Here is a 21,414-nt window from a genome sequence, read left to right as displayed (position 1 = left end):
TTTTAAGTGAACTGCTTATTCTTGTTCAGCAGCTTCTTCTGTTGCTTCCGCTTTTGTTGCTTTTTCAGCTTCTTCAGCTTCAAAGGCTGCTTTAGCCTCTTGGGCTGCTTTTTCGCGGGCTTTTTCAAGGTCATCTACGTGGATGACATCTTCGTCCATTCCTTCATCCAAGTCACGAAGTTCCACTTCTTGGTCATCTTCGTCAAGGACACGCATGTCAAGACCAAGAGATTGCAATTCTTTTACAAGAACTCGGAAAGATTCTGGAACACCTGGTTTTGGAATTGGTTTTCCTTTTGTAATAGCTTCATAAGCTTTCAAACGTCCGTTGATATCGTCAGACTTGTAAGTCAAGATTTCTTGAAGGACATTTGACGCACCGTAGGCTTCAAGAGCCCAAACCTCCATCTCACCGAAACGTTGTCCACCAAACTGAGCTTTACCTCCGAGTGGTTGTTGAGTAACGGTTGAGTAAGGTCCGACTGAACGCGCGTGCAATTTATCATCAACCATGTGGTGGAGTTTGATCATGTACATGACACCAACTGATACACGGTTGTCAAACGGCTCACCTGTACGTCCATCGTAAAGGATTGTCTTGGCATCACTGTCCATACCTGCTTCTTTAACAGTGTCCCAAAGGTCTTCCGAACTTGCTCCGTCAAAGACTGGTGTTGCGATGTGGATACCAAGAGTACGAGCTGCCATCCCAAGGTGGAGTTCCATAACCTGACCGATATTCATACGTGATGGCACCCCAAGTGGGTTCAACATGATATCGACTGGAGTTCCATCTGGAAGGTAAGGCATGTCTTCTACAGGTACAATACGAGAGACAACCCCTTTGTTTCCGTGACGTCCGGCCATCTTATCTCCGACCTTGATCTTACGTTTTTGAGCGATGTAGACACGAACTAGCATGTTAACACCTGATTGCAACTCATCACCATTTGCACGTGTAAAGATCTTAACATCACGAACGACACCATCGGCACCATGAGGTACACGGAGAGAAGTGTCACGCACTTCACGAGACTTGTCTCCGAAGATAGCGTGCAAGAGACGTTCTTCAGCTGAAAGGTCTTTCTCTCCCTTAGGTGTGACTTTACCTACAAGGATATCTCCTTCTTTAACCTCAGCACCGATACGGATAATTCCCATTTCGTCAAGGTCCTTAAGGGCATCTTCACCAACGTTTGGAATTTCACGAGTAATTTCTTCAGGTCCAAGCTTTGTATCGCGGGTTTCTGATTCGTATTCTTCAAGGTGGACAGATGTGTAGACATCGTCTTTGACCAAGCGTTCGCTCATGATAACGGCATCCTCGAAGTTGTAACCTTCCCATGTCATGTAGGCAACGATTGGGTTTTGTCCAAGCGCCATTTCACCTTTTTCCATAGAAGGTCCGTCAGCGATAAAGTCGCCTTTTTCAACGACATCACCAACTTTTACGAGAGTCCGTTGGTTGTAAGCAGTACCTGAGTTTGAACGACGGAATTTTTGGATGTGGTAAACATCAAGTGAGTTATCTTCACGACGAACTTCTACCTTGTCAGCATCTGCGTAAGTAACTTTACCACCATGCTGAGCAATCACAGCTGCACCTGAGTCATGAGCTGCTTGGTATTCCATACCAGTACCAACGTAAGGCGCTTTTGGATCAATCAATGGTACAGCCTGACGTTGCATGTTGGCACCCATGAGGGCACGGTTGGAGTCATCGTTTTCCAAGAATGGAATACATGCAGTCGCAACGGCAACTACCTGTTTTGGTGACACGTCCATGTAGTCAACCACTTCTGCTGGATACTCTTGGTTGACCCCTTGGTGACGTCCCATTACAGTTTTCTCAGCAAAAGTACCATCTTCGTTCAAACGTGAGTTGGCCTGCGCCACAGTAAATTCATCTTCTTCATCTGCTGTCAACCAAACAATCTCGTTGGTCACAACACCTGTTTCGCGGTCAACCTTACGGTATGGTGTTTGAACAAAGCCATACTTGTTCAAGTGTCCGTATGATGACAAGTTGTTAATCAAACCGATGTTTGGTCCTTCAGGCGTCTCGATTGGACACATACGACCATAGTGAGTGTAATGCACGTCACGTACTTCATATCCAGCACGGTCACGTGTCAAACCACCAGGTCCTAAGGCTGACAAACGGCGTTTGTGAGACAACTCAGAAAGTGGATTGTGTTGGTCCATGAACTGTGACAACTGTGATGAACCAAAGAATTCTTTAACCGCAGCTGTTACAGGACGGATGTTGATGATTTGTTGCGGTGTCAAGACTTCATTGTCTTGAACAGACATACGTTCACGGACATTACGTTCCATACGAGAAAGTCCAAGACGTACTTGGTTAGCAAGCAATTCACCAACTGCACGGATACGACGGTTCCCAAGGTGGTCGATATCATCCACACGTCCGATACCTTCAGCCAAGTTGAGGAAGTAGCTCATCTCTGCAAGGATATCCGCAGGAGTTACAACACGAACCTTGTCGTCTGGATTGGCATTTCCGATGATGGTTACAACACGGTCTGGGTCTGTTGGAGCAACAACCTTGAATTTTTGAAGCACAACTGGTTCTGTCAGAACAGCTGCATCGTTTGGAATATAAACAATCTTGTTCAAGTCGCCATCCAAGTGACTCTCGATACTTTCAATCACGCTACGAGTCATAACGGTACCAGCTTCTACCAAGATTTCACCAGTTTCAGGGTCTACCAATGGCTCCGCAATGGTTTGGTTGAGCAAGCGTGTTTTAACGTTGAGTTTTTTATTGATCTTGTAACGACCAACGGCTGCTAAGTCATAGCGACGTGGGTCGAAGAAACGTGCTACAAGCAAGCTACGTGAGCTTTCAGCAGTCTTAGGCTCACCTGGACGAAGGCGTTCGTAGATTTCTTTCAAGGCTTCGTCTGTACGAGAGTCCATTGGATTCTTGTGGATATCTTTTTCAACAGTATTGCGAACCAATTCGCTGTCCCCAAAGATATCAAAGATTTCATCATCACCTGAGAAACCAAGCGCACGAACCAAGGTCGTAAATGGAATCTTACGAGTACGGTCAATACGAGTATAAGCAATGTCTTTTGAGTCGCTTTCAAGTTCCAACCAAGCTCCACGGTTAGGGATAACAGTCGAACCGTAGCCCACTTTACCGTTCTTGTCTACTTTGTCATTAAAGTAAACACCTGGTGAGCGGACCAACTGAGAAACGATAATACGTTCACCACCGTTGATGATGAAAGTACCCATTTCGGTCATGATTGGGAAATCACCAAAGAAGACTTCTTGGGTCTTGATTTCGCCTGTTTCTTTATTGATCAAGCGGAAGGTTACAAAAATTGGTGCTGAGTAGCTAGCATCGTGGATACGAGCTTCTTCGAGCGTGTATTTTGGTTCCTTGATTTCATAGCCAACAAATTCCAACTCCATTGTGTCTGTGAAGTTTGAAATTGGCAATACATCTTCAAATACTTCCTTAAGACCGTGATCTAGGAAATCTTTGAATGAATCCGTTTGAATTTCAATCAAATTTGGTAAGTCAAGAACTTCTTTGATTCTTGAAAAACTACGACGGGTACGATGTTTCCCGTATTGAACGTCATGTCCTGCCAAGATGATTCTCCTTTGTAAATAAATTCCAAGCCTTGTCAATCAGGCTTTTCTAATCGTCATATGGTTGTAAAACCCCTATCACCGTGTCCTTTTGGATAATTTTCAGAATTTTTAAATTTATGTTACAAAAACTCAAAAAAACGAAAAAAAGCACAAAAAGAGCAGCTAAATCCGACTTTTTCAGGAGATTTAACTGCTGTGAGTCCTGTCTGGACAATATTTCAGACAAAACCTACGACAAATGATTATTCTTATTATACCTTATTGGCCAAGATTTTTCAAGGTTTTTTTACCATTTTTCAAACAATCTTTTCCTATAAAATGCTTTAACTTTTCAAAAGAATGAAGCATAAAATTTTCTCTCAAAAACTAGGAAAACGCTTGCATAAATGTTTACCTCATGCTATACTGATAGGGAATAACTACACAAGGAGAATTGTGATGAAAAAGATCCCATCTCAAACTGAGAAAAAAATGGTTTACGGTATTCGTTCCTTGAAAAATGGAACAGGCTCTGTCCTTATCGGTGCCAGCATTGTCCTACTTTCTGCTGCAATGCCAACCATTTCGGCTAACGAAAACCTTCCTCAAGCTCAGGAAAATACTAGTGCTGTGGCTAAGGCTCCTACCGAGACTGAAGCAAGTCAAACACAAAAGGAAACGCCTATTTCTGAACAAAAGAATGCAAACGCTTCCCTTGACGCTAAAAAAGAAGCTCCAGCTGTGGAAACTACTACAGCACCAGAAACACCTAAAACAGAAGATGCTACTACAAGCCAGGCTAACAGCAAGGAAGAGAAAGTAGATGCCAGCACTTCGACGCCAACTTCAGATCAAAAACCACAAGCAGACACTAGTTCTGAAGAACCCATCGCAGACAACCACTTCCGCATCCATGTGAAAAAACTCCCTGAGGAAAACAAGGATTCCCAAGGTCTTTGGACTTGGGACGATGTTGAAAAACCTTCTGAAAACTGGCCCAATGGAGCCAAGTCCTTCAAGGATGCCAAGAAAGACGACTATGGCTATTACCTAGACATCAAACTCAAAAATGAGCAAGCCAAGAAGGTCAGCTTCCTCATCAATAACACCAAAGGAGATAACCTTACTGGAGACCGTTCAGTAGAGCGCCTTTCTCCAAAAATGAACGAGGCTTGGCTAGATGAAAACTATAAGGTATACAACTACCGTCCTCAGCCAGCGGGAACAGTCCGTGTCAACTACTACCGTACCGACGGAAACTATGACAAGAAATCACTCTGGTATTGGGGCGATGTCAAAAACCCAAGCAGTGGAGAATGGCCTGACGGAACAGACTTTACTGCAACTGGAAAACATGGCCGTTACATTGATATCCCACTCAATGAAGCCGCAAGAGAATTTGGATTTTTATTACTAGACGAAAGCAAGAAAGGCGATGATGTGAAAATCAGAAAAGAGGATTATAAATTCACGGATCTAAAAAATCACAGTCAGATTTTTCTCAAGGATGATGACGAAACCATCTACACCAACCCCTACTATGTGCACGATATCCGCATGACTGGTGCTCAACACGTAGCTAAATCTCGTATCGAAAGCAGCTTTTCTACCCTAGTCGGAGCTAAGAAAGACGATATCCTCAAACACTCCAGCATCACTGATCATAAAGGGAATAAAGTAGCCATCACAGATGTGGAAGTAGATGAAGCTGGTAAGAAAGTGACCTACATCGGCGACTTCTCTGATACCCAACACCCTTACACAGTCCGCTACGATTCAGACCGCTTTACCACACGTTCAAGCTGGCGCCTCAAGGATGAGACCTACAGTTACGATGGTCCACTCGGTGCAACCCTAAAAGAAGATGGCAAGCGTGTTGACCTCACCCTCTGGTCTCCAAGTGCTGATAAGGTTTCCGTTGTTGTCTATGACAAGAAAGATCCTGAAAAGGTAGTTGGAACTGTCGCCCTTGAAAAAGGAGAAAAAGGAACCTGGAAACAAACTCTGGATGCAAACTCTGGTCTCGGTATCAGCAACTACACTGGCTACTACTACCACTACCAGATCGAGCGCCAAGGTAAAACTGTCCTCGTTCTTGATCCTTATGCCAAATCACTAGCAGCCTGGAACAGCGACCTTGCAAAAACAGACGCTGCCCATAAAGTCGCTAAAGCCGCCTTTGTTGACCCAGCCAAACTAGGCCCACAAGACTTGACCTACGGGAAGATTCGCAACTTCAAATCGCGTGAAGATGCCGTTATCTACGAAGCTCATGTTCGTGACTTCACTTCGGATCCTGCCATCGCAAAAGACTTGACCAAGCCATTTGGTACCTTTGAAGCCTTTATCGAAAAACTAGACTATCTCAAAGACTTGGGTGTGACTCATATCCAACTCCTTCCAGTCTTGTCCTACTACTTTGTCAATGAATTGAAGAACCATGAACGTTTGTCTGCCTATGCTTCAAGCAACAGCAACTACAACTGGGGATATGACCCTCAAAACTACTTCTCCTTGACTGGTATGTACTCAAGCGATCCTAAAGATCCAGAAAAACGTATCGCAGAATTCAAAAACCTCATCAACGAAATCCACAAACGTGGCATGGGGGCTATCTTGGACGTGGTCTACAACCATACTGCCAATGTTGATATTTTTGAAGATATTGAGCCAAACTACTATCACTTTATGGATGCAGACGGAACACCACGGACTAGCTTTGGAGGCGGCCGTCTGGGAACTACCCACTACATGTCTAAACGTGTCTTGGTAGACTCTATCAAGTATCTGGTTGAAACCTACAAGGTGGATGGTTTCCGCTTCGATATGATGGGGGACCACGATGCGGCTTCAATCGAAGAAGCTTACAAGGCTGCACGCGCCCTTAATCCAAATCTAATCATGCTAGGCGAAGGTTGGAGAACCTATGCTGGAGACGAAAATATGCCTACAAAAGCTGCTGACCAAGATTGGATGAAACATACCGATACTGTCGCTGTCTTTTCAGATGATATCCGTAACAACCTCAAGTCTGGTTATCCAAACGAAGGCCAACCTGCCTTTATCACAGGTGGAAAACGCGATATCAATACCATCTTTAAAAATCTGATTGCTCAACCAACTAACTTTGAAGCAGACAGTCCTGGAGATGTTATCCAGTATATCGCAGCCCATGATAACTTGACCCTCTTTGACATCATAGCTCAGTCTATCAAAAAAGACCCAAGTAAGGCTGAAAACTACGCTGAGATTCATCGTCGTTTGCGACTTGGAAACCTCATGGTCTTGACTGCTCAAGGAACTCCGTTTATCCACTCTGGGCAGGAATATGGACGTACCAAACAATTCCTTGACCCAGCCTATAAGACTCCTGTTCCTGAAGATAAGGTTCCAAACAAGTCTCACTTGTTGCGTGACAAGGACGGCAAGCCATTTGTCTATCCTTACTTTATCCATGACTCTTACGACTCTAGTGATGCTGTCAACAAGTTTGATTGGACCAAAGCAACTGACGGCAAAGCATATCCTGAAAATGTCAAGAGCCGTGACTATATGAAAGGTTTGATCGCCCTTCGTCAATCGACAGATGCCTTCCGACTCAAGAGTCTGCAAGACATCAAAGAGCGCGTCCACCTCATTACTGTTCCAGGACAAAATGGCGTTGAAAAAGAAGATGTGGTCATCGGCTACCAAATCACAGCTCCAAATGGAGATATCTACGCTGTCTTTGTCAATGCGGATAGTAAGGCTCGCGAATTTACTCTAGGAACTGCCTTTGCTCACTTGAGAAAGGCTGAAGTCCTCGCAGATGAAAATCAAGCCGGACCAGTAGGAATCGCTAAACCTCAAGGTCTCGAATGGACTGAAAAAGGCTTGAAATTGAACGCTCTCACTGCCGTTGTTCTCCGCTTGTCTCAAGGTGGTGCTATTGTCGCCCCAGCTGTGGAAGAAAAACCAGAATTTGATCTTTCTAGCTTGGAAGTTGAACCAGAACAAGGTCAAGCTCAAAACCTAGCAGCCAATCCTGAAACTCAAGAAACTGCTGCAGAGGCTCACTCTCAGAACCTCCTTCCAAACACAGGAACTGAGAGCAAATCCCTCCTTGCCCTTGCTGGATTCAGTATCCTTGCCCTTCTCGGACTTGGATGGTTGATAAAAAACAAGAAAAAGAAATAACACTCAATGAAAATCAAAGAGTAAACTAGGAAGCTAGCCGCAGGCTTTACTCGAGTACGGCAAGGCGAAGCTGACGAGGTTTAAAGAGATTTTCGAAGAGTATAAACTAGCCCTCCTATAGAAAAACACCCCATGATTAGAAGACTCTTCTAGTCATGGGGTGTTGTTTTTTATATTTATCAATCTTTACCCAGCATAATAGGGGAAAAAAATTTCGAAATCTATGAATTACTCAACTATCAGTTCCTTGTCTTTCAAAGTCAATTTCGAGTTTTCTGTCAATTCTGTTTGTTCAAAAGCGTAAATCGTCTCACCCTTTGTATCAATCATGTACCAGGCTTGGTTTTTACGGACAACTAGGGCAAGCTCCGTACTATTTGTGTCCTCGTTTTTGACAGACAAAGGAAAGGCCTTGTCCACACCTTCCAGAGCTACTTTATTCCCTGTTTTTAATTCTACTAGGTAGTGTACTCCATCCTTGGTACCAAAACTGTAGTCCGCATTAATCTTTGTGTGGCTATCGTAGTCTTTCATTAGAATGGAAGTTTTATCCATACCATCAAACGCCTTTTTAAAGTGTTCTTTCTGCTCTTCAGCTTTCTTTTGATCTTGAGACTGAACCGTCTCTTGCACCGCAGCAATCCGTTCCAGGTTTTGCTTTTTCGCTTGTCTCTGCTGATGGATCAAGACCGTACGTATCAAGAAAGAACTAGACAAGACGATACCAACCAGCATAGCAATAATATTTTTTTTCTTCTTCATTTTTTCTCCTTAGAGTATACAATATAGGAGTGAGAAAATGCTATTTTGTTTGTTTTTTTAAAATAATATAACTTGTAATCAAAATCACAAATAGAACAAGTATAAAATTCAAAGTGTGAAATATTCCTATAGGATATGGCGCAACCCACCCCTGTTTGAAAATCAACAATGAAATAAAACCAGTAGCCATAGAAGTAGGCATAAAAGCAATTCCAATTATATTAAGCCAATTCACATAAAACGGTGCTTTTTCTTCTGATAATATTCTTGCGATAAAATATCCAACAATTCCTACCACTTGAATAATTATTGCCCCCAAAATAGCTTCCATTGTTTGTTTTTCATACCATTCAGCAAATGCACAAAACAATCCAATAGCAATAAAAGCTGTTGATGAGATATAAAGTACCTTGCTCGCAAATTCTCTATTTTTTTGTTCTTTATCTACTACCGGTTCAATTCCTTTTAAAATATAGTCTGTAGTAACACCAAAATAATCACTCATTATAATTACTTTTTCTAACTCAGGTGTACTTTGTTCACTTTCCCATTTTGAAACAGCTTGTCTTGAAACACCTACCTTATCAGCAAGTTCTTCTTGTGATATTCCTTTAGTTTTTCTTAAATATTGTATTCTGTCTGCCATGTTCATTTGACAACACTCCTTTCTTTTATGATACAATCATAACAATTTCGTTGGTTGCATAGCCACCATTAAAATATAGAAATATGTCAACTTGCAGTTGCAAATGTGTTTTTCAATACAAATCCCTATAAATTCCGATTTGTTATATAGTTACATTATACCCTACTTCTGGCAAACTAGACTCTTTTAGCTTATTCTACTGTTACTGACTTGGCAAGGTTACGTGGTTTGTCCACATCAAGGCCACGGTGTAGCGTTGCGAAGTAAGCGACCAATTGCGTTGGCACGACCATTGAGATTGGTGAGAGGTAAGGGTGGACGGTCGTCAGGACGATGTCGTCTGTCTCTTTGGCAACATTTTCTTCTGCGATAGTAAGAACCTTGGCACCACGGGCTGCAACCTCTTGGATATTTCCACGAGTATGGTTGGCAAGGACTGGATCTGACAAGAGAGCCAAGACAGGCGTTCCTTCTTCAATCAAGGCAATGGTTCCGTGCTTGAGTTCTCCTGCTGCAAAGCCTTCACACTGGATATAAGAAATCTCTTTGAGTTTGAGACTTGCTTCCATGGCTACGTAGTAATCTTGACCACGTCCGATGTAAAAGGCGTTGCGAGTTGTTTCAAGAAGGTCACGAACTTTAGCATCAATGGTTTCTTTTTCTGAAAGGGTTGATTCGATAGACTGAGCTACGATTGACAACTCATGAACCAGGTCAAAGGCTTGGGCTTTGGCATTGCCATTTGCTTCTCCGACAGCTTTTGCAAGGAAGGCAAGTGCTGCGATTTGTGCTGTATAGGCCTTTGTTGATGCTACGGCAATTTCAGGACCTGCATGAAGCAACATAGTATGGTTGGCTTCACGTGAAAGAGTTGAACCAGGAACGTTTGTCACTGTCAAGCTCGGAATCCCCATTTCATTAGCCTTGACCAAAACCTGACGGCTGTCAGCTGTTTCACCAGACTGGCTGATAAAGATAAAGAGTGGTTTTTTGCTGAGAAGTGGCATACCATAGCCCCACTCAGATGAAATACCCAATTCGACTGGTGTATCCGTCAATTCTTCCAGCATCTTCTTAGAAGCAAATCCTGCGTGGTAAGATGTCCCAGCTGCGAGGATATAGATGCGGTCTGCATCTTGAACAGCCTTGATGATAGCTGGGTCAACCACTACTTGACCAGCCTCATCTGTGTAGGCTTGGATGAGTTTACGCATCACCGTTGGTTGCTCATCGATTTCCTTGAGCATGTAGTAAGGGTAAGTTCCCTTACCGATATCTGACAAGTCTAGCTCAGCAGTGTAGCTAGCACGCTCACGGCGATTGCCATCATAGTCTTGCACTTCGACACTATCAGCCTTGACGATTACCAACTCTTGGTCATGAATTTCCATGTATTGGTTAGTTTCACGAATCATGGCCATGGCATCTGAGCAGACCATGTTGTAGCCATCTCCAAGACCAATCAAAAGTGGTGATTTGTTCTTAGCGACATAGATGACATCTGGATTTTCAGAGTCAATCAAGGCAAAGGCATAAGAACCACGGATGATGTGAAGGGCTTTTTTGAAAGCTTCAAGAACTGACAAACCATCTTCTTCTGCAAATTTTCCAATCAAGTGAACGGCGATTTCCGTATCTGTTTGCCCCTTGAAGTGGTGACCTGCAAGATATTCTTCCTTAATTTCAAGGTAGTTTTCAATCACTCCATTGTGCACCAAGACAAAACGTCCAGTCTCAGAGCGATGTGGGTGAGCGTTGTCCTCAGTTGGTTTTCCATGAGTCGCCCAACGCGTATGTCCGATACCAGTTGTTCCCTCAACACCAGCTGTCTTAGCAGACAATTCTGCTATACGACCGACAGCCTTAACTAGATGATTTTCAGCACCACCTAGGACAAAAATCCCCGCAGAATCATAACCACGGTATTCGAGCTTTTCAAGCCCTTGAATCAAAATATCAGTTGCATTTGTGTTTCCAACAACACCAACAATTCCACACATAGTATATACGACACAGACTAACTGTGCTTTCTCCTTAAATTGGTATAGTCTGATTTCCCTTTTACGGAATCAGCAAAAACAGTATATACTTGTTTTTCTCACTTGTCAAGGATAAAAATTGGTATAGTTTCTATAGAGTTCCTGAAATTGAGATTTCACCTAATAGCTGACAAGGCAGATGCTTTACTTATAGTCGTAAGAGGAGGAGGTTGCCATGTGATTTTTCTTAGTACTTTCATCTTCTCTTCTCATCTTGTATGATTTTCCCCATGGACGCCTCCTATCTCTGCTACTACAAGGCCTTACAGATGGGCAATCGGACTGAGGTAGCTTGTGTCCATAAATTCCGTCTCCTCATTAGTCTTGTTTTAGGATTTTTTCTACGAGATATCCAGAGCACTAAAACAATCGGTGAATGAATCCTGGTTGCAATTGGAAGCTTGGTGATGATCTTATAATAAAAAGTGAGATGAAGATCACCTCACTTTTTATTCTTAAAATCCATTATTTTCACTGAGCTCTTTGAACCAGTGGCCTGATTTTTTTAGACGACGTTCCTGCGTTTCCAAATCAAGCTCAACCAAACCATATCGGTTCTTGTAGCTATTGAGCCATGACCAGCAATCAATAAAGGTCCAGATTAAGTAACCTTTACAGTTAGCACCGTCTTCAATGGCGCGATGAAGCTCAGCAAGATGCCCTTTGACAAAGTCGATACGATAGTCATCTTGAATCATTCCATTCTCTCGGAATTTATCTTCGCCTTCAACACCCATGCCGTTTTCGGTCAACATCCACTCGATATTGCCATAGTTTTCCTTGATATTTTGAGCGATATGGTAAATCCCTTGCTCATAAATTTCCCAACCACGGTGTGGATTAATTTTACGGCCTGGCATGACATAAGGCTCATAGAAATGTTCAGGCAAGAGCGGACTGTCTGGATGCTTGGCAAAACGTGGGGCCATGACGCGCAGAGGCTGGTAGTAGTTGACTCCAAGAAAGTCTACTGTATGCTGGCGAATAAGCTCCAACTCTTCAGCAGTAGAATCTGGCAGTAAATCATGCTCAGCTAAAATCTCCACCAATTCTTCTGGATAAGTTCCCAAGACAGATGGATCTAGGAAAGACTGGGCTTGGAAGAGGTCGGCAATGCGAGCAGCCTTGATATCTGCAGGATGTTGACTACGTGGGTAGGCTGGTGTCAAGTTGAGGACAATCCCAATCTTAGAATCAGGCAGAACCTCATGACAAGCCTTCACCGCAAGACTACTAGCCAGTTGTGTATTATAAGCTACCTGAACCGCCGCTTTGGCATCCACCTTGTGAGGATAGTGGGCATCATAAAAATAGCCAAACTCCACAGGAACAATCGGCTCATTGAAGGTGATCCATTGGTCCACCAAGTCACCATAGGTCTCAAAACAGAAACGAGCATAGTCTTCGTAGGCCTTAATGGTCGCCTTGTTTTCCCAACCATCCCCATCTTCCTGCAGGGCAAAAGGCAGGTCAAAGTGATAGAGATTGACTAAGAGACGAATGCCCTTGGCCTTAATCGCTTCAAATACCTGACGGTAGAAAGCCACACCTTGAGGATTGACTTTTCCACGACCTTGCGGGAAAATACGAGACCACTGGATAGAAGTCCGAAAGGCTGTGTGACCAGTTTCTAGCAAGAGTTCTATATCTTTTTCCCAGTTTTCGTAAAAAGACGATGTTTTGTCAGGTCCAATTCCATTGTAGTAACGATTTGGCTCTACTTGGAACCAATAATCCCAGAGATTGTCTCCCTTTCCGTCACCAGGTACACGACCTTCTGTCTGTGGTCCAGAAGTAGAGGAACCCCAGACAAAATCCTTTGGAAATTTTAACATTTTTATACCTCTTAACTTGATGATGTATTTCTTCACTCTCATTATATAGAAAAAACAAGGTAAAAACTAGTTACATTTTTGCCTTGTTTTTCTTCTGATTATAGTTTTTATTTTTTGCTTAGGATTTCAAGAGTTTCAAGCAAGTTGTCTGCGTGAACTTCAATGGTGTCACCAGTCGCCTTGATCTTAACTTCGACAATACCATCAGCCGCTTTCTTCCCAACAGTAATACGGATTGGCAGACCAATCAAGTCGCTATCGCTGAACTTCACTCCGACCCGTTCGTTACGGTCATCCGTCAAGACTTCGTAACCTTTATTTACCAAAGCTTCTTCGATACGATTTGTCAATGAAAGACTTTCTTCATCCTTGACATTAACTGGAATCAAATGCACATCGAATGGCGCCAATTCTTTAGGGAAGTTAACTCCCCAAGCGTAACGGTATTCACCTTTTGGAGTTTTATTGACAAAGAGGCGAGCGTGTTGCTCCATAACTGCTGAGAGAAGACGGCTAACACCAATACCGTAACATCCCATGATGATTGGCACAGCACGACCATTTTCATCCAAAACATCTGCGCCCATACTTGCTGAATAACGAGTGCCGAGTTTGAAAATATGACCGATCTCAATACCACGGGCGAAGTTTAGGACACCTTGTCCGTCTGGGGAAATTTCACCCTCACGAACTTCGCGAATATCCACGTATTCTGCAGTGAAATCACGACCTGGGTTCACACCCGTCAAATGGTAGCCATCTTCGTTAGCCCCTACAACAGCATTGCGAACATCTTGCACCTTGCGGTCAGCAATGATTTTCACATTTTCTGGCAAAGCAACTGGTCCAAGCGAACCAAAGCCTGCTGGGACGACACTTGCGACTTCTTCCTCGCTCGCAACGTCAAAGAAATCTGCACCCAAGTGGTTTTTCAACTTGACTTCGTTGAGTTGGTCATTTCCAACTAGAAGGGCTGCGACAAGCTCACCATCTGCCATGTAGAAGAGGGTTTTAATGGTTTGCTCTTCTGGAACGTTAAGGAAGGCTGCCACTTCATCGATGGATTTAACATCTGGAGTTTCCACTCGAGTCACTTCTTCTTCGGCAACGACACGGTTGCTTGGTTTGTACTCGTTTGTTGCCATTTCTAAGTTAGCCGCATAGCTAGACTCACTTGAGTAGGCAATGGTGTCTTCACCAGAAACCATCCATTTGAGCAATTCTGCCTTGATTTCTTCTTGCACTTCTGCAGGAATTTCATCAAATGAGGCAACTGACTTATCTAAGACAACCCAGCGGTCGAGATCTGTACGAGCAGGTGTAATAGCCATAAATTCTTGGCTGTCCTTACCACCCATAGCCCCACCGTCACCGATAATAGCCTTGAAATCCAAACCACTACGAGTGAAAATTCGTTCGTAGGCCGCCTTGTACTCGTCATAAGTCACATCCAAGCTATCATAATTAGCATGGAAACTATAGCCGTCTTTCATGATAAATTCACGCGTACGGAGAAGACCGTTACGTGGACGTTTTTCATCACGGTACTTAGGCTGAATTTGGTAAAGATTGAGTGGCAATTGCTTATAAGACTTAACAGAGTCACGAACAATGGCTGTGAAAGTCTCTTCGTGTGTTGGACCTAGGATAAAGTCAGACTTTTCACGGTTTTTCAGTTTATAAAGGTCTTCACCATAGGTTTCATAACGGCCTGATTCACGCCAGAGATCAGCGCTTAGAAGGGCTGGAGCCAACATTTCCACGGCACCAATCTTATCAAATTCTTGACGCATGATGTTCTTAGCCTTTTCAATCACACGGTTAGCGAGTGGTAGGTAAGAATAAACACCAGCAGAAACTTGACGAACATAACCAGCACGCAACATAAGGGCGTGACTGATAACTTGAGCATCGCTTGGCATTTCGCGAAGCGTAGGGATTAGCATTTTACTTTGTTTCATAATATTCCTCGATTATCTAAAAGAAGAGTCGCATAATGTCATTCCAAGTCACAGCTAGCATCAAGACAACCATGATAACTACACCAGCCATGGTGACATAGGTTTCAATTTCTTGTTTAAGGGGTTTCCGGCGGATAGCCTCTAGGATATTGAGCACAATCTTTCCACCATCCAAAGCCGGGATAGGAATCAAATTAAAAATCCCGATATTGATGGAAATCATGGCTAGGAAGTAGAGGACATTCTCAATTCCATTTTTAGCAGCATCGCTACTTGCCTTAAAAATGGCAACGGGACCACCGAGTTTGTTCAAATCTGGATGGAAAATCAAGTTTTTCAGAGCCGAAAGGATACGGAGACCAGAGTCAGCAGCGGTTGTAAATCCACCAACAAACATGGATAGAAAGTCTGACTTGACTACCGGTTGAACCCCAAGAATATAGCGTCCTTGATTTTCTTCTGGCGTTACCGTGACTTGTTTTTCGCTACCATTTTCAGAAATAGTCACATCCAAGGTCGGGGCAGTCTTATCCTTTGTATCTGCTTCCACAGCCTGAATCAAGTCCTGCCAATTCTTAACTTCGTGGGAGCCGACCTTAGTGATTTGAGCTGTCTCAGCTACGCCCACCTTAGCCAAAGCTCCCTCTGGCATGACATGAAAGAGATTGGTCTGAGTGTCTCTAACACCACCCTGCAAAAAGATCAGGATCCAAAAAACAACAACACCTAAGATAAAGTTATTCATAGGACCTGCAAAGTTGGTGATGAGCTTACCCCAGATAGAAGCATTTTGGTACTGTACATCCAGAGGGGCAATGCGTACTTCGGTTCCATCTGCCTCAACAACTGTTGCATCGTGATCCACTGCAAAGGTCTTTTCTTCTTCCAATACCAAGCCCTTGATAAAGAGCTTGTCTTCAAAGTCAAACTGGGTTACCTGCATAGGAAGAGCTGTTTGATCCAGTTTCTTCCCAGATAGATTGATTCGTTTGACCTTACCATCTTCGGCAAGTGTTAAACTGACCGGAGTTCCTGTCTTGATCTCCGTCGCATCATCACCCCAACCAGCCATACGAACATACCCTCCTAAAGGAAGGATTCGAATGGTATAAGCAGTGCCATCCTTACCGATATGGGAAAAAATCTTGGGCCCCATACCAATGGCAAATTCACGAACTAGAATGCCTGATTTCTTGGCAAAATAAAAATGTCCAAACTCATGCACCACCACAATAATCCCAAAAACGAGGATAAAGGTTAGCAATCCAATCATTCAATATTCCTTTCTTTAAAACAGGCCAAATAAGTGCATCATTGGAAACACAATCAGCATGCTGTCAAAGCGATCCAACACACCGCCATGTCCAGGGATAAATTTTCCAGAATCCTTGACACCAAAATGGCGTTTCATAGCACTCTCAATCAAGTCACCAAACTGACCTGCCACACTGAAGAAGACGGCAAAGAGGCTCATTCTATAAATCCCATAAGGAAGAGCAACTGTACTGTCTACAAGCATGAAGATTGCTGTTACCAGTACCGCACCTAGAATACCACCGATAAAGCCCTCAATGCTCTTATTGGGAGAAACTCTCGGAGCCAACTTATGCTTACCAAAATTCATCCCTATCAGGTAAGCTGCGCTATCTGTCGCCCAGACGATAAAGAGGGCCAGAAGCACCTTGTCAAAACCTGCCACCCGAGCATCTAGTAAGGCGTTAAAGCCAAAACCAACATAAAAACTCACAGCAATTGGAAAAGCGGCATCTTCAATCGTATAGCTTTTACTGAAAACGGTGGTCCCTAGCATAATCGTAATTAAAACGCTGTAGGCAACCACATTCCCATCAACTGGCAAAAAAGTTAGGTAATTTTCTAAGGGGATTGTGAGAGCAAAGGTCGCAAAGAGGGTCAAGGCACCCTCGATGGTCATGGTCTTTAGCCCCTTCATGTGCAAGAGTTCATGGACAGCTAGCATGGCTAACAAACCAATTCCTATCTGCAACAAGAGTCCTCCCACAAACAAGACTGGAAGGAAAATCGCCAGGGCCAATACTGCAAACAATGTTCTCTTTTGTAAATCCTTGGTCATATCTTCTCCTAAACTCCTCCAAATCGGCGATTACGATGATTAAAGGCAACAATAGCTTCCTGCAGGGCGACTTCATCAAAATCAGGCCATAAGGTATCCGTAAAATAAAGCTCGCTATAGGCTGCTTGCCACGGCAAGAAATTACTTAAACGCAACTCACCACTTGTACGGATAATCAAATCTGGATCTCGCAAATCCTTTGGCAGGTGTTGCGTGAAAAGGTAATCCCCAATCATATCTTCTGTGATATCGCCAGGATTGATTTTGGCATCTAGAACTTCCTGAGCCAAGCTCTTAAGAGCCTGCGTGATTTCAGCACGACCACCATAATTGAGGGCAAAATTGAGAATCAAGCCTGTGTTGTTCTTGGTCAACTCCTCTGCTTTTTTCAAAGCTTCAAAAGTCGGCTTAGGCAGACGGTCTGTCTCCCCGATCATCTGAATCTTAACATTATTTGCATGTAATTCAGGAACGTAGTTATCATAAAACTCGACTGGCAAGTTCATGATAAACTTGACCTCTTGATCCGGGCGCGTCCAATTTTCCGTTGAAAAGGCATAGACTGTGATAACCTTAACTCCCATCTTGTTAGCTGCCTTGGTCACCTTTTGGAGGGCTTCCATTCCCGCCTTATGACCAAAAACCCGTGGTTGCATCCGTTTTTTAGCCCAACGACCATTCCCATCCATGATGATGCCAATATGAGCAGGAACCTGTGTTGGAACCTCGACTTCTACAGCTTTATCTTTCTTAAAAAATCCAAACATGATCCTATTCCTCTTCAAAAATCTATCGTTTCATTATACCATATTTCCCTATTTTCTTCTATTGCTAAGTTACTGCCCCCACTTGTAGACAAACAAAAAATAAGCCGCCTGATTGGGCGACTTTATTTTATAGGGAGATTATTATGAAAAAGTTTTAGGAGTGTAAGTTAAGTTTCTCTTAACTTATGAACCTAGTATAACGCCCCTAACTTAAATTTTTCTTAAGTTTTTCGAAAAAGTGAGATTTTTCCATTTTTCTTGCCAATTTTTCTTGGACAATCGCTCTTGATAGAGTTTCATCCTTTCCTCATTCTCTAAAAAATGAGGAGTCGGGGAAACCTGGAAGTTCATAATATCCTCTAAACCATAGGGGGCAAAGAGTTCTAAAGTGGAATCTTCATTCAAGCGAAGACCTACCGCCGTACAGCGCTCGGGATACTTACTCATAGCATCACGGGAACTCGTGTAGGGCGCAGTGTGAGAACTGTGCAGATGCATGTAGACCTGATTTTTCAACTCCCATTGATATTGGGGAAAATTCTCTTTCAGCTTGCGTTCTATACCCAACGTATCTTCGTAAGAGATAGCTGGATCAAAGAAAATCACATCCACATCTGTTTCACGGTCAAAAGGCGATTTGCCTGACAAGAGATTCCAGATGAAATTCCTGACAGAACCTGCCGCCAACCAAGAGTCTTTCAAACCAAGGTCACGGATGATGGTCAGAATAGCCATCATATCAGGATTTTTTCTAACACTATCTAGGATTTCTTGCTCATTTTTCATTATACTCATAGCCCAAATGTTCGTAAGCCTTGGCTGTCGCCACCCGTCCAGACCGTGTCCGCATGATAAAGCCTTTTTGAATGAGGTAGGGCTCGTACATGTCCTCCACCGTCTCACGCTCCTCGGCAATATTAACAGAAAGAGTTCCTAGACCGACAGGACCGCCACCGTACATCTCAATCATGGTGCGAAGGATTTTTTGGTCTACATAGTCCAAACCTTCACGGTCTACATCCAGCATGGTCAAAGCCTTATCCGTAATGACATCATCGATTAAGCCATCCCCCATTATCTGGGCAAAGTCGCGCACGCGCTTGAGGAGACGATTGGCGATACGAGGAGTTCCTCGACTGCGTAAGGCCAACTCCGAAGCTGCCTCATGGGTTATTTCCATCTCAAAAATATCTGCCGTCCGCTCAACAATCTCTGTCAAGTCAGCGTGGGCATAGTATTCCATATGACCTGTAATCCCAAAACGTGCCCGCAGAGGATTTGAGAGCATCCCCGCACGTGTCGTTGCACCAATCAAGGTGAATGGTGGCAAGTCCAAATGAACACTGCGACTGCCCTCTCCAGCCCCAATCATGATGTCAATGTAGAAGTCCTCCATGGCACTATAAAGCACCTCTTCCACCGACATGGGCAAGCGATGAATCTCATCAATAAAGAGAACGTCTCCAGGCTCCAAATCATTCAAAATCGCTACTAGATCCCCCGCTTTTTCAATGACAGGACCAGACGTTTGCTTGAGATTGACTCCCAGTTCATTGGCAATAACAAAAGCCATGGTCGTTTTCCCCAAACCTGGAGGACCAAATAAAAGAACATGGTCCAGCGCCTCATCACGCATTTTTGCTGCCTCAATAAAGATTTGCAGCTGATCCTTGACCTTATCCTGCCCAATATATTCACGTAAAAACTGAGGACGGAGCGTACGTTCTACCAACTCCTCATCCCCCATGATTTCATTATCTAAAATTCTACTCATGTTCCTATTATAGCAAAAATCCAGCCTACAAACAAAAAAGCCACCTGATTGGGTGGCCTCTTTAGGGAGATTATTATGAAAAAGAAAAGTTTGGGATTTCATTAAATAAAGTTAGGAGGTCTTTATTTAATGATTATATAATACAAGATGAATCTTAAAGCTAACTTAACTTTCTCTCTGATTTATCATTTTTTAAAATTTTTTCCCAAATGAAATTTTCTTTTTCAAACAACAAAAAAGCCACCTGATTGGGTGGCTTCTTTAGGAGATTATGATGAAAAAGAAAAGTTTGGGATTTCATTAAATAAAGGGTACTCAATGAAAATCGAAATCAGACTAGGCAGATAGACGCAAGCATAACGATAGTTAGCTAAGTCTACTCTAACGAAGGCTGGTGAGATTTTCGAAGAGTATTAGGAGGTCTTTATCTAATAACTATATAATACACGAGGATACTTAAACTTTACTTAAGAAAAATAATTATTTTTATTTTTTTCGATCTAGCCAAATCATGCCTGTGCAATCAAAAGTAGATAAGGTTTCAAAGCCCAAGGAACGATAAAATCCCAAGGTTTTTTCTGTCTGTTCGGTCACCAGTTGAACTTGATAGGCATCTTTGAAATCCCCTAAAGCCTCTTTCATCAAGGCGCCGCCAATCCCTTGACGCTGATAGCTAGGCAAAACGATCAAATCCTGGACAAAAATCGATGAAAAACCATCTCCGACCAAACGGACCAAGCCCACCACGGCATCGCCATCAAGTGCTAAATAAATTGCTAATGAGTTAGATAAGGCCTGCTCCAACATCTGGGGTTGATGTGTATAGTTTGTCCAACCGACTGCCTGATAGAGATGCAAAACATCCTCTAACTTGACAACTTCTTGCTTTCTAACGCTGATCATGTCATCACCTCTTAGAGTTCTCTCAAACTCTTGTACTGCTGCCCATTTTTATCAAAATTTTCAGGAGACAGCCATGCTTCCAAACGAGCTTTAACTTGAGGCCAGTCCTTATCAATCATAGAGAGCCAATCCGTATCCCTCGTACGCCCCTTATAAACGACTGCCTGGCGGAAGGTTCCTTCATAGACAAAGCCCAAACGTTCAGCTGCTCGTCTGGATGGCAAATTTAGCGCATCGCATTTCCACTCATAGCGACGATAGTTGAGCTCCTCAAAAACATAGCGAGCTAGGAGATATTGAGCCTCTGTCCCTATCCTCGTACCCTTAAGAGCAGGCGAAAAGGTGACGGCACCGACTTCTATTACTCGGTTACTCTGGTCAATGCGCATGAGAGAAAAAGTCCCCAAAGCCTTACCAGTTGCCTTGTCTATAATCGCATAGTAAAAACGGTCCTTACGAGTCAACATCTGGTTTAAAAGGCTGACCAGTTCCTCCCTATCTGCCACTGGTTCCTGAAAGAGGTAGGTCCACATCTCAGGAGGAGTATCTGGACCATAAACAGCTAGTAAATCCTCCGCATGCTTTTCCACCGAAAGAGCCTCTATCCGAGCGTAGCGCCCCTCTAAGAAATCAATGGAAGGCAATTCACCTGGTGTATAACCTTCCATTGACTCACCAATCATCTGATCATATTCATTTACTGGCATCGTTTTCTCCTTGTTTTACTTTTCAAACTTTATAGTTGCCCATAGTATATCATACTTTCATAAGAAGATTCAAAAAATCCTCCAGATTCTACTCTGAAGGATTCCTATATTATTTTACAACGATATTAACCAATTTAGTTGGC

14 protein-coding genes are annotated in these 21,414 nt (G+C 43.2%); 1 reads left to right on the top strand and 13 read right to left on the bottom strand.

The features are described 5' to 3' along the window. Nucleotides 1-15 precede the first annotated feature (15 nt). Nucleotides 16-3,627, bottom strand: a complete 3,612-nt coding sequence (gene rpoB, locus ACUW6H_RS05965; protein ID WP_454362791.1) for a DNA-directed RNA polymerase subunit beta — start codon at nucleotides 3,625-3,627, stop codon at nucleotides 16-18. Nucleotides 3,628-4,068: 441 nt separating this feature from the next. Between rpoB and ACUW6H_RS05960 the strand changes: the two genes are divergently transcribed. Continuing rightward, nucleotides 4,069-7,785 carry a pullulanase gene (locus ACUW6H_RS05960; RefSeq protein ID WP_454362789.1) on the top strand — a complete coding sequence of 1,239 codons (3,717 nt, stop codon included), beginning with the start codon at nucleotides 4,069-4,071 and terminating at the stop codon, nucleotides 7,783-7,785. A gap of 228 nt (nucleotides 7,786-8,013) precedes the next feature. Here the strand turns inward: ACUW6H_RS05960 and ACUW6H_RS05955 are convergent, their stop codons facing one another. The 12 genes from ACUW6H_RS05955 to ACUW6H_RS05900 all read right to left on the bottom strand — a co-directional run bounded on the left by ACUW6H_RS05955 (nucleotide 8,014) and on the right by ACUW6H_RS05900 (nucleotide 21,271). Next, on the bottom strand, nucleotides 8,014-8,547 hold the full coding sequence (locus ACUW6H_RS05955) for a hypothetical protein (RefSeq protein WP_454362787.1): 534 nt from the start codon (nucleotides 8,545-8,547) through the stop codon (nucleotides 8,014-8,016). Between the two features lie 40 nt (nucleotides 8,548-8,587). After that, a complete protein-coding gene (locus ACUW6H_RS05950; protein WP_049536829.1) occupies nucleotides 8,588-9,199 on the bottom strand; it encodes a helix-turn-helix domain-containing protein in 612 nt (203 codons plus the stop codon). 185 nt (nucleotides 9,200-9,384) lie between these two features. Next, on the bottom strand, nucleotides 9,385-11,193 hold the full coding sequence (gene glmS, locus ACUW6H_RS05945) for a glutamine--fructose-6-phosphate transaminase (isomerizing) (protein WP_454362785.1): 1,809 nt from the start codon (nucleotides 11,191-11,193) through the stop codon (nucleotides 9,385-9,387). Nucleotides 11,194-11,687: 494 nt separating this feature from the next. Continuing rightward, the gene (locus tag ACUW6H_RS05940; protein ID WP_454362783.1) at nucleotides 11,688-13,067 is read right to left on the bottom strand and encodes a glycoside hydrolase family 1 protein; all 1,380 of its coding nucleotides are present in this window, start codon (nucleotides 13,065-13,067) and stop codon (nucleotides 11,688-11,690) included. Nucleotides 13,068-13,174: 107 nt separating this feature from the next. Further along, entirely contained in the window at nucleotides 13,175-15,028 is a 1,854-nt protein-coding gene (locus tag ACUW6H_RS05935; RefSeq protein WP_454362781.1) for a proline--tRNA ligase, read from the bottom strand. 16 nt (nucleotides 15,029-15,044) lie between these two features. Further along, nucleotides 15,045-16,301 (bottom strand): RIP metalloprotease RseP, encoded by a 1,257-nt coding sequence (gene rseP, locus ACUW6H_RS05930; protein ID WP_454362779.1) that lies wholly within the window; start codon nucleotides 16,299-16,301, stop codon nucleotides 15,045-15,047. 15 nt (nucleotides 16,302-16,316) lie between these two features. Then, nucleotides 16,317-17,120 carry a phosphatidate cytidylyltransferase gene (locus ACUW6H_RS05925; protein WP_454362777.1) on the bottom strand — a complete coding sequence of 268 codons (804 nt, stop codon included), beginning with the start codon at nucleotides 17,118-17,120 and terminating at the stop codon, nucleotides 16,317-16,319. 8 nt (nucleotides 17,121-17,128) lie between these two features. Beyond that, nucleotides 17,129-17,887, bottom strand: a complete 759-nt coding sequence (locus ACUW6H_RS05920) for an isoprenyl transferase (RefSeq protein ID WP_061407381.1) — start codon at nucleotides 17,885-17,887, stop codon at nucleotides 17,129-17,131. 210 nt (nucleotides 17,888-18,097) lie between these two features. Further along, nucleotides 18,098-18,682, bottom strand: a complete 585-nt coding sequence (locus ACUW6H_RS05915) for a nucleotidyltransferase family protein (protein WP_454362775.1) — start codon at nucleotides 18,680-18,682, stop codon at nucleotides 18,098-18,100. Beyond that, complete coding sequence (gene ruvB, locus ACUW6H_RS05910) at nucleotides 18,663-19,661, bottom strand: Holliday junction branch migration DNA helicase RuvB (RefSeq protein WP_303204382.1); 999 nt, start codon at nucleotides 19,659-19,661, stop codon at nucleotides 18,663-18,665. The genes ACUW6H_RS05915 and ruvB overlap by 20 nt, the downstream gene beginning before the upstream one ends. 486 nt (nucleotides 19,662-20,147) lie before the next feature. Then, nucleotides 20,148-20,564 carry a GNAT family N-acetyltransferase gene (locus ACUW6H_RS05905; protein WP_454362772.1) on the bottom strand — a complete coding sequence of 139 codons (417 nt, stop codon included), beginning with the start codon at nucleotides 20,562-20,564 and terminating at the stop codon, nucleotides 20,148-20,150. 11 nt (nucleotides 20,565-20,575) lie between these two features. After that, a complete protein-coding gene (locus tag ACUW6H_RS05900; protein WP_447266417.1) occupies nucleotides 20,576-21,271 on the bottom strand; it encodes a GNAT family N-acetyltransferase in 696 nt (231 codons plus the stop codon). Nucleotides 21,272-21,414: the final 143 nt, after the last annotated feature.

This window comes from Streptococcus sp. 151470009-6, assembly GCF_053628175.1.
Note: the sequence above shows the minus strand (reverse complement) of the source record. Positions and strands in the feature narration are given on the sequence as shown.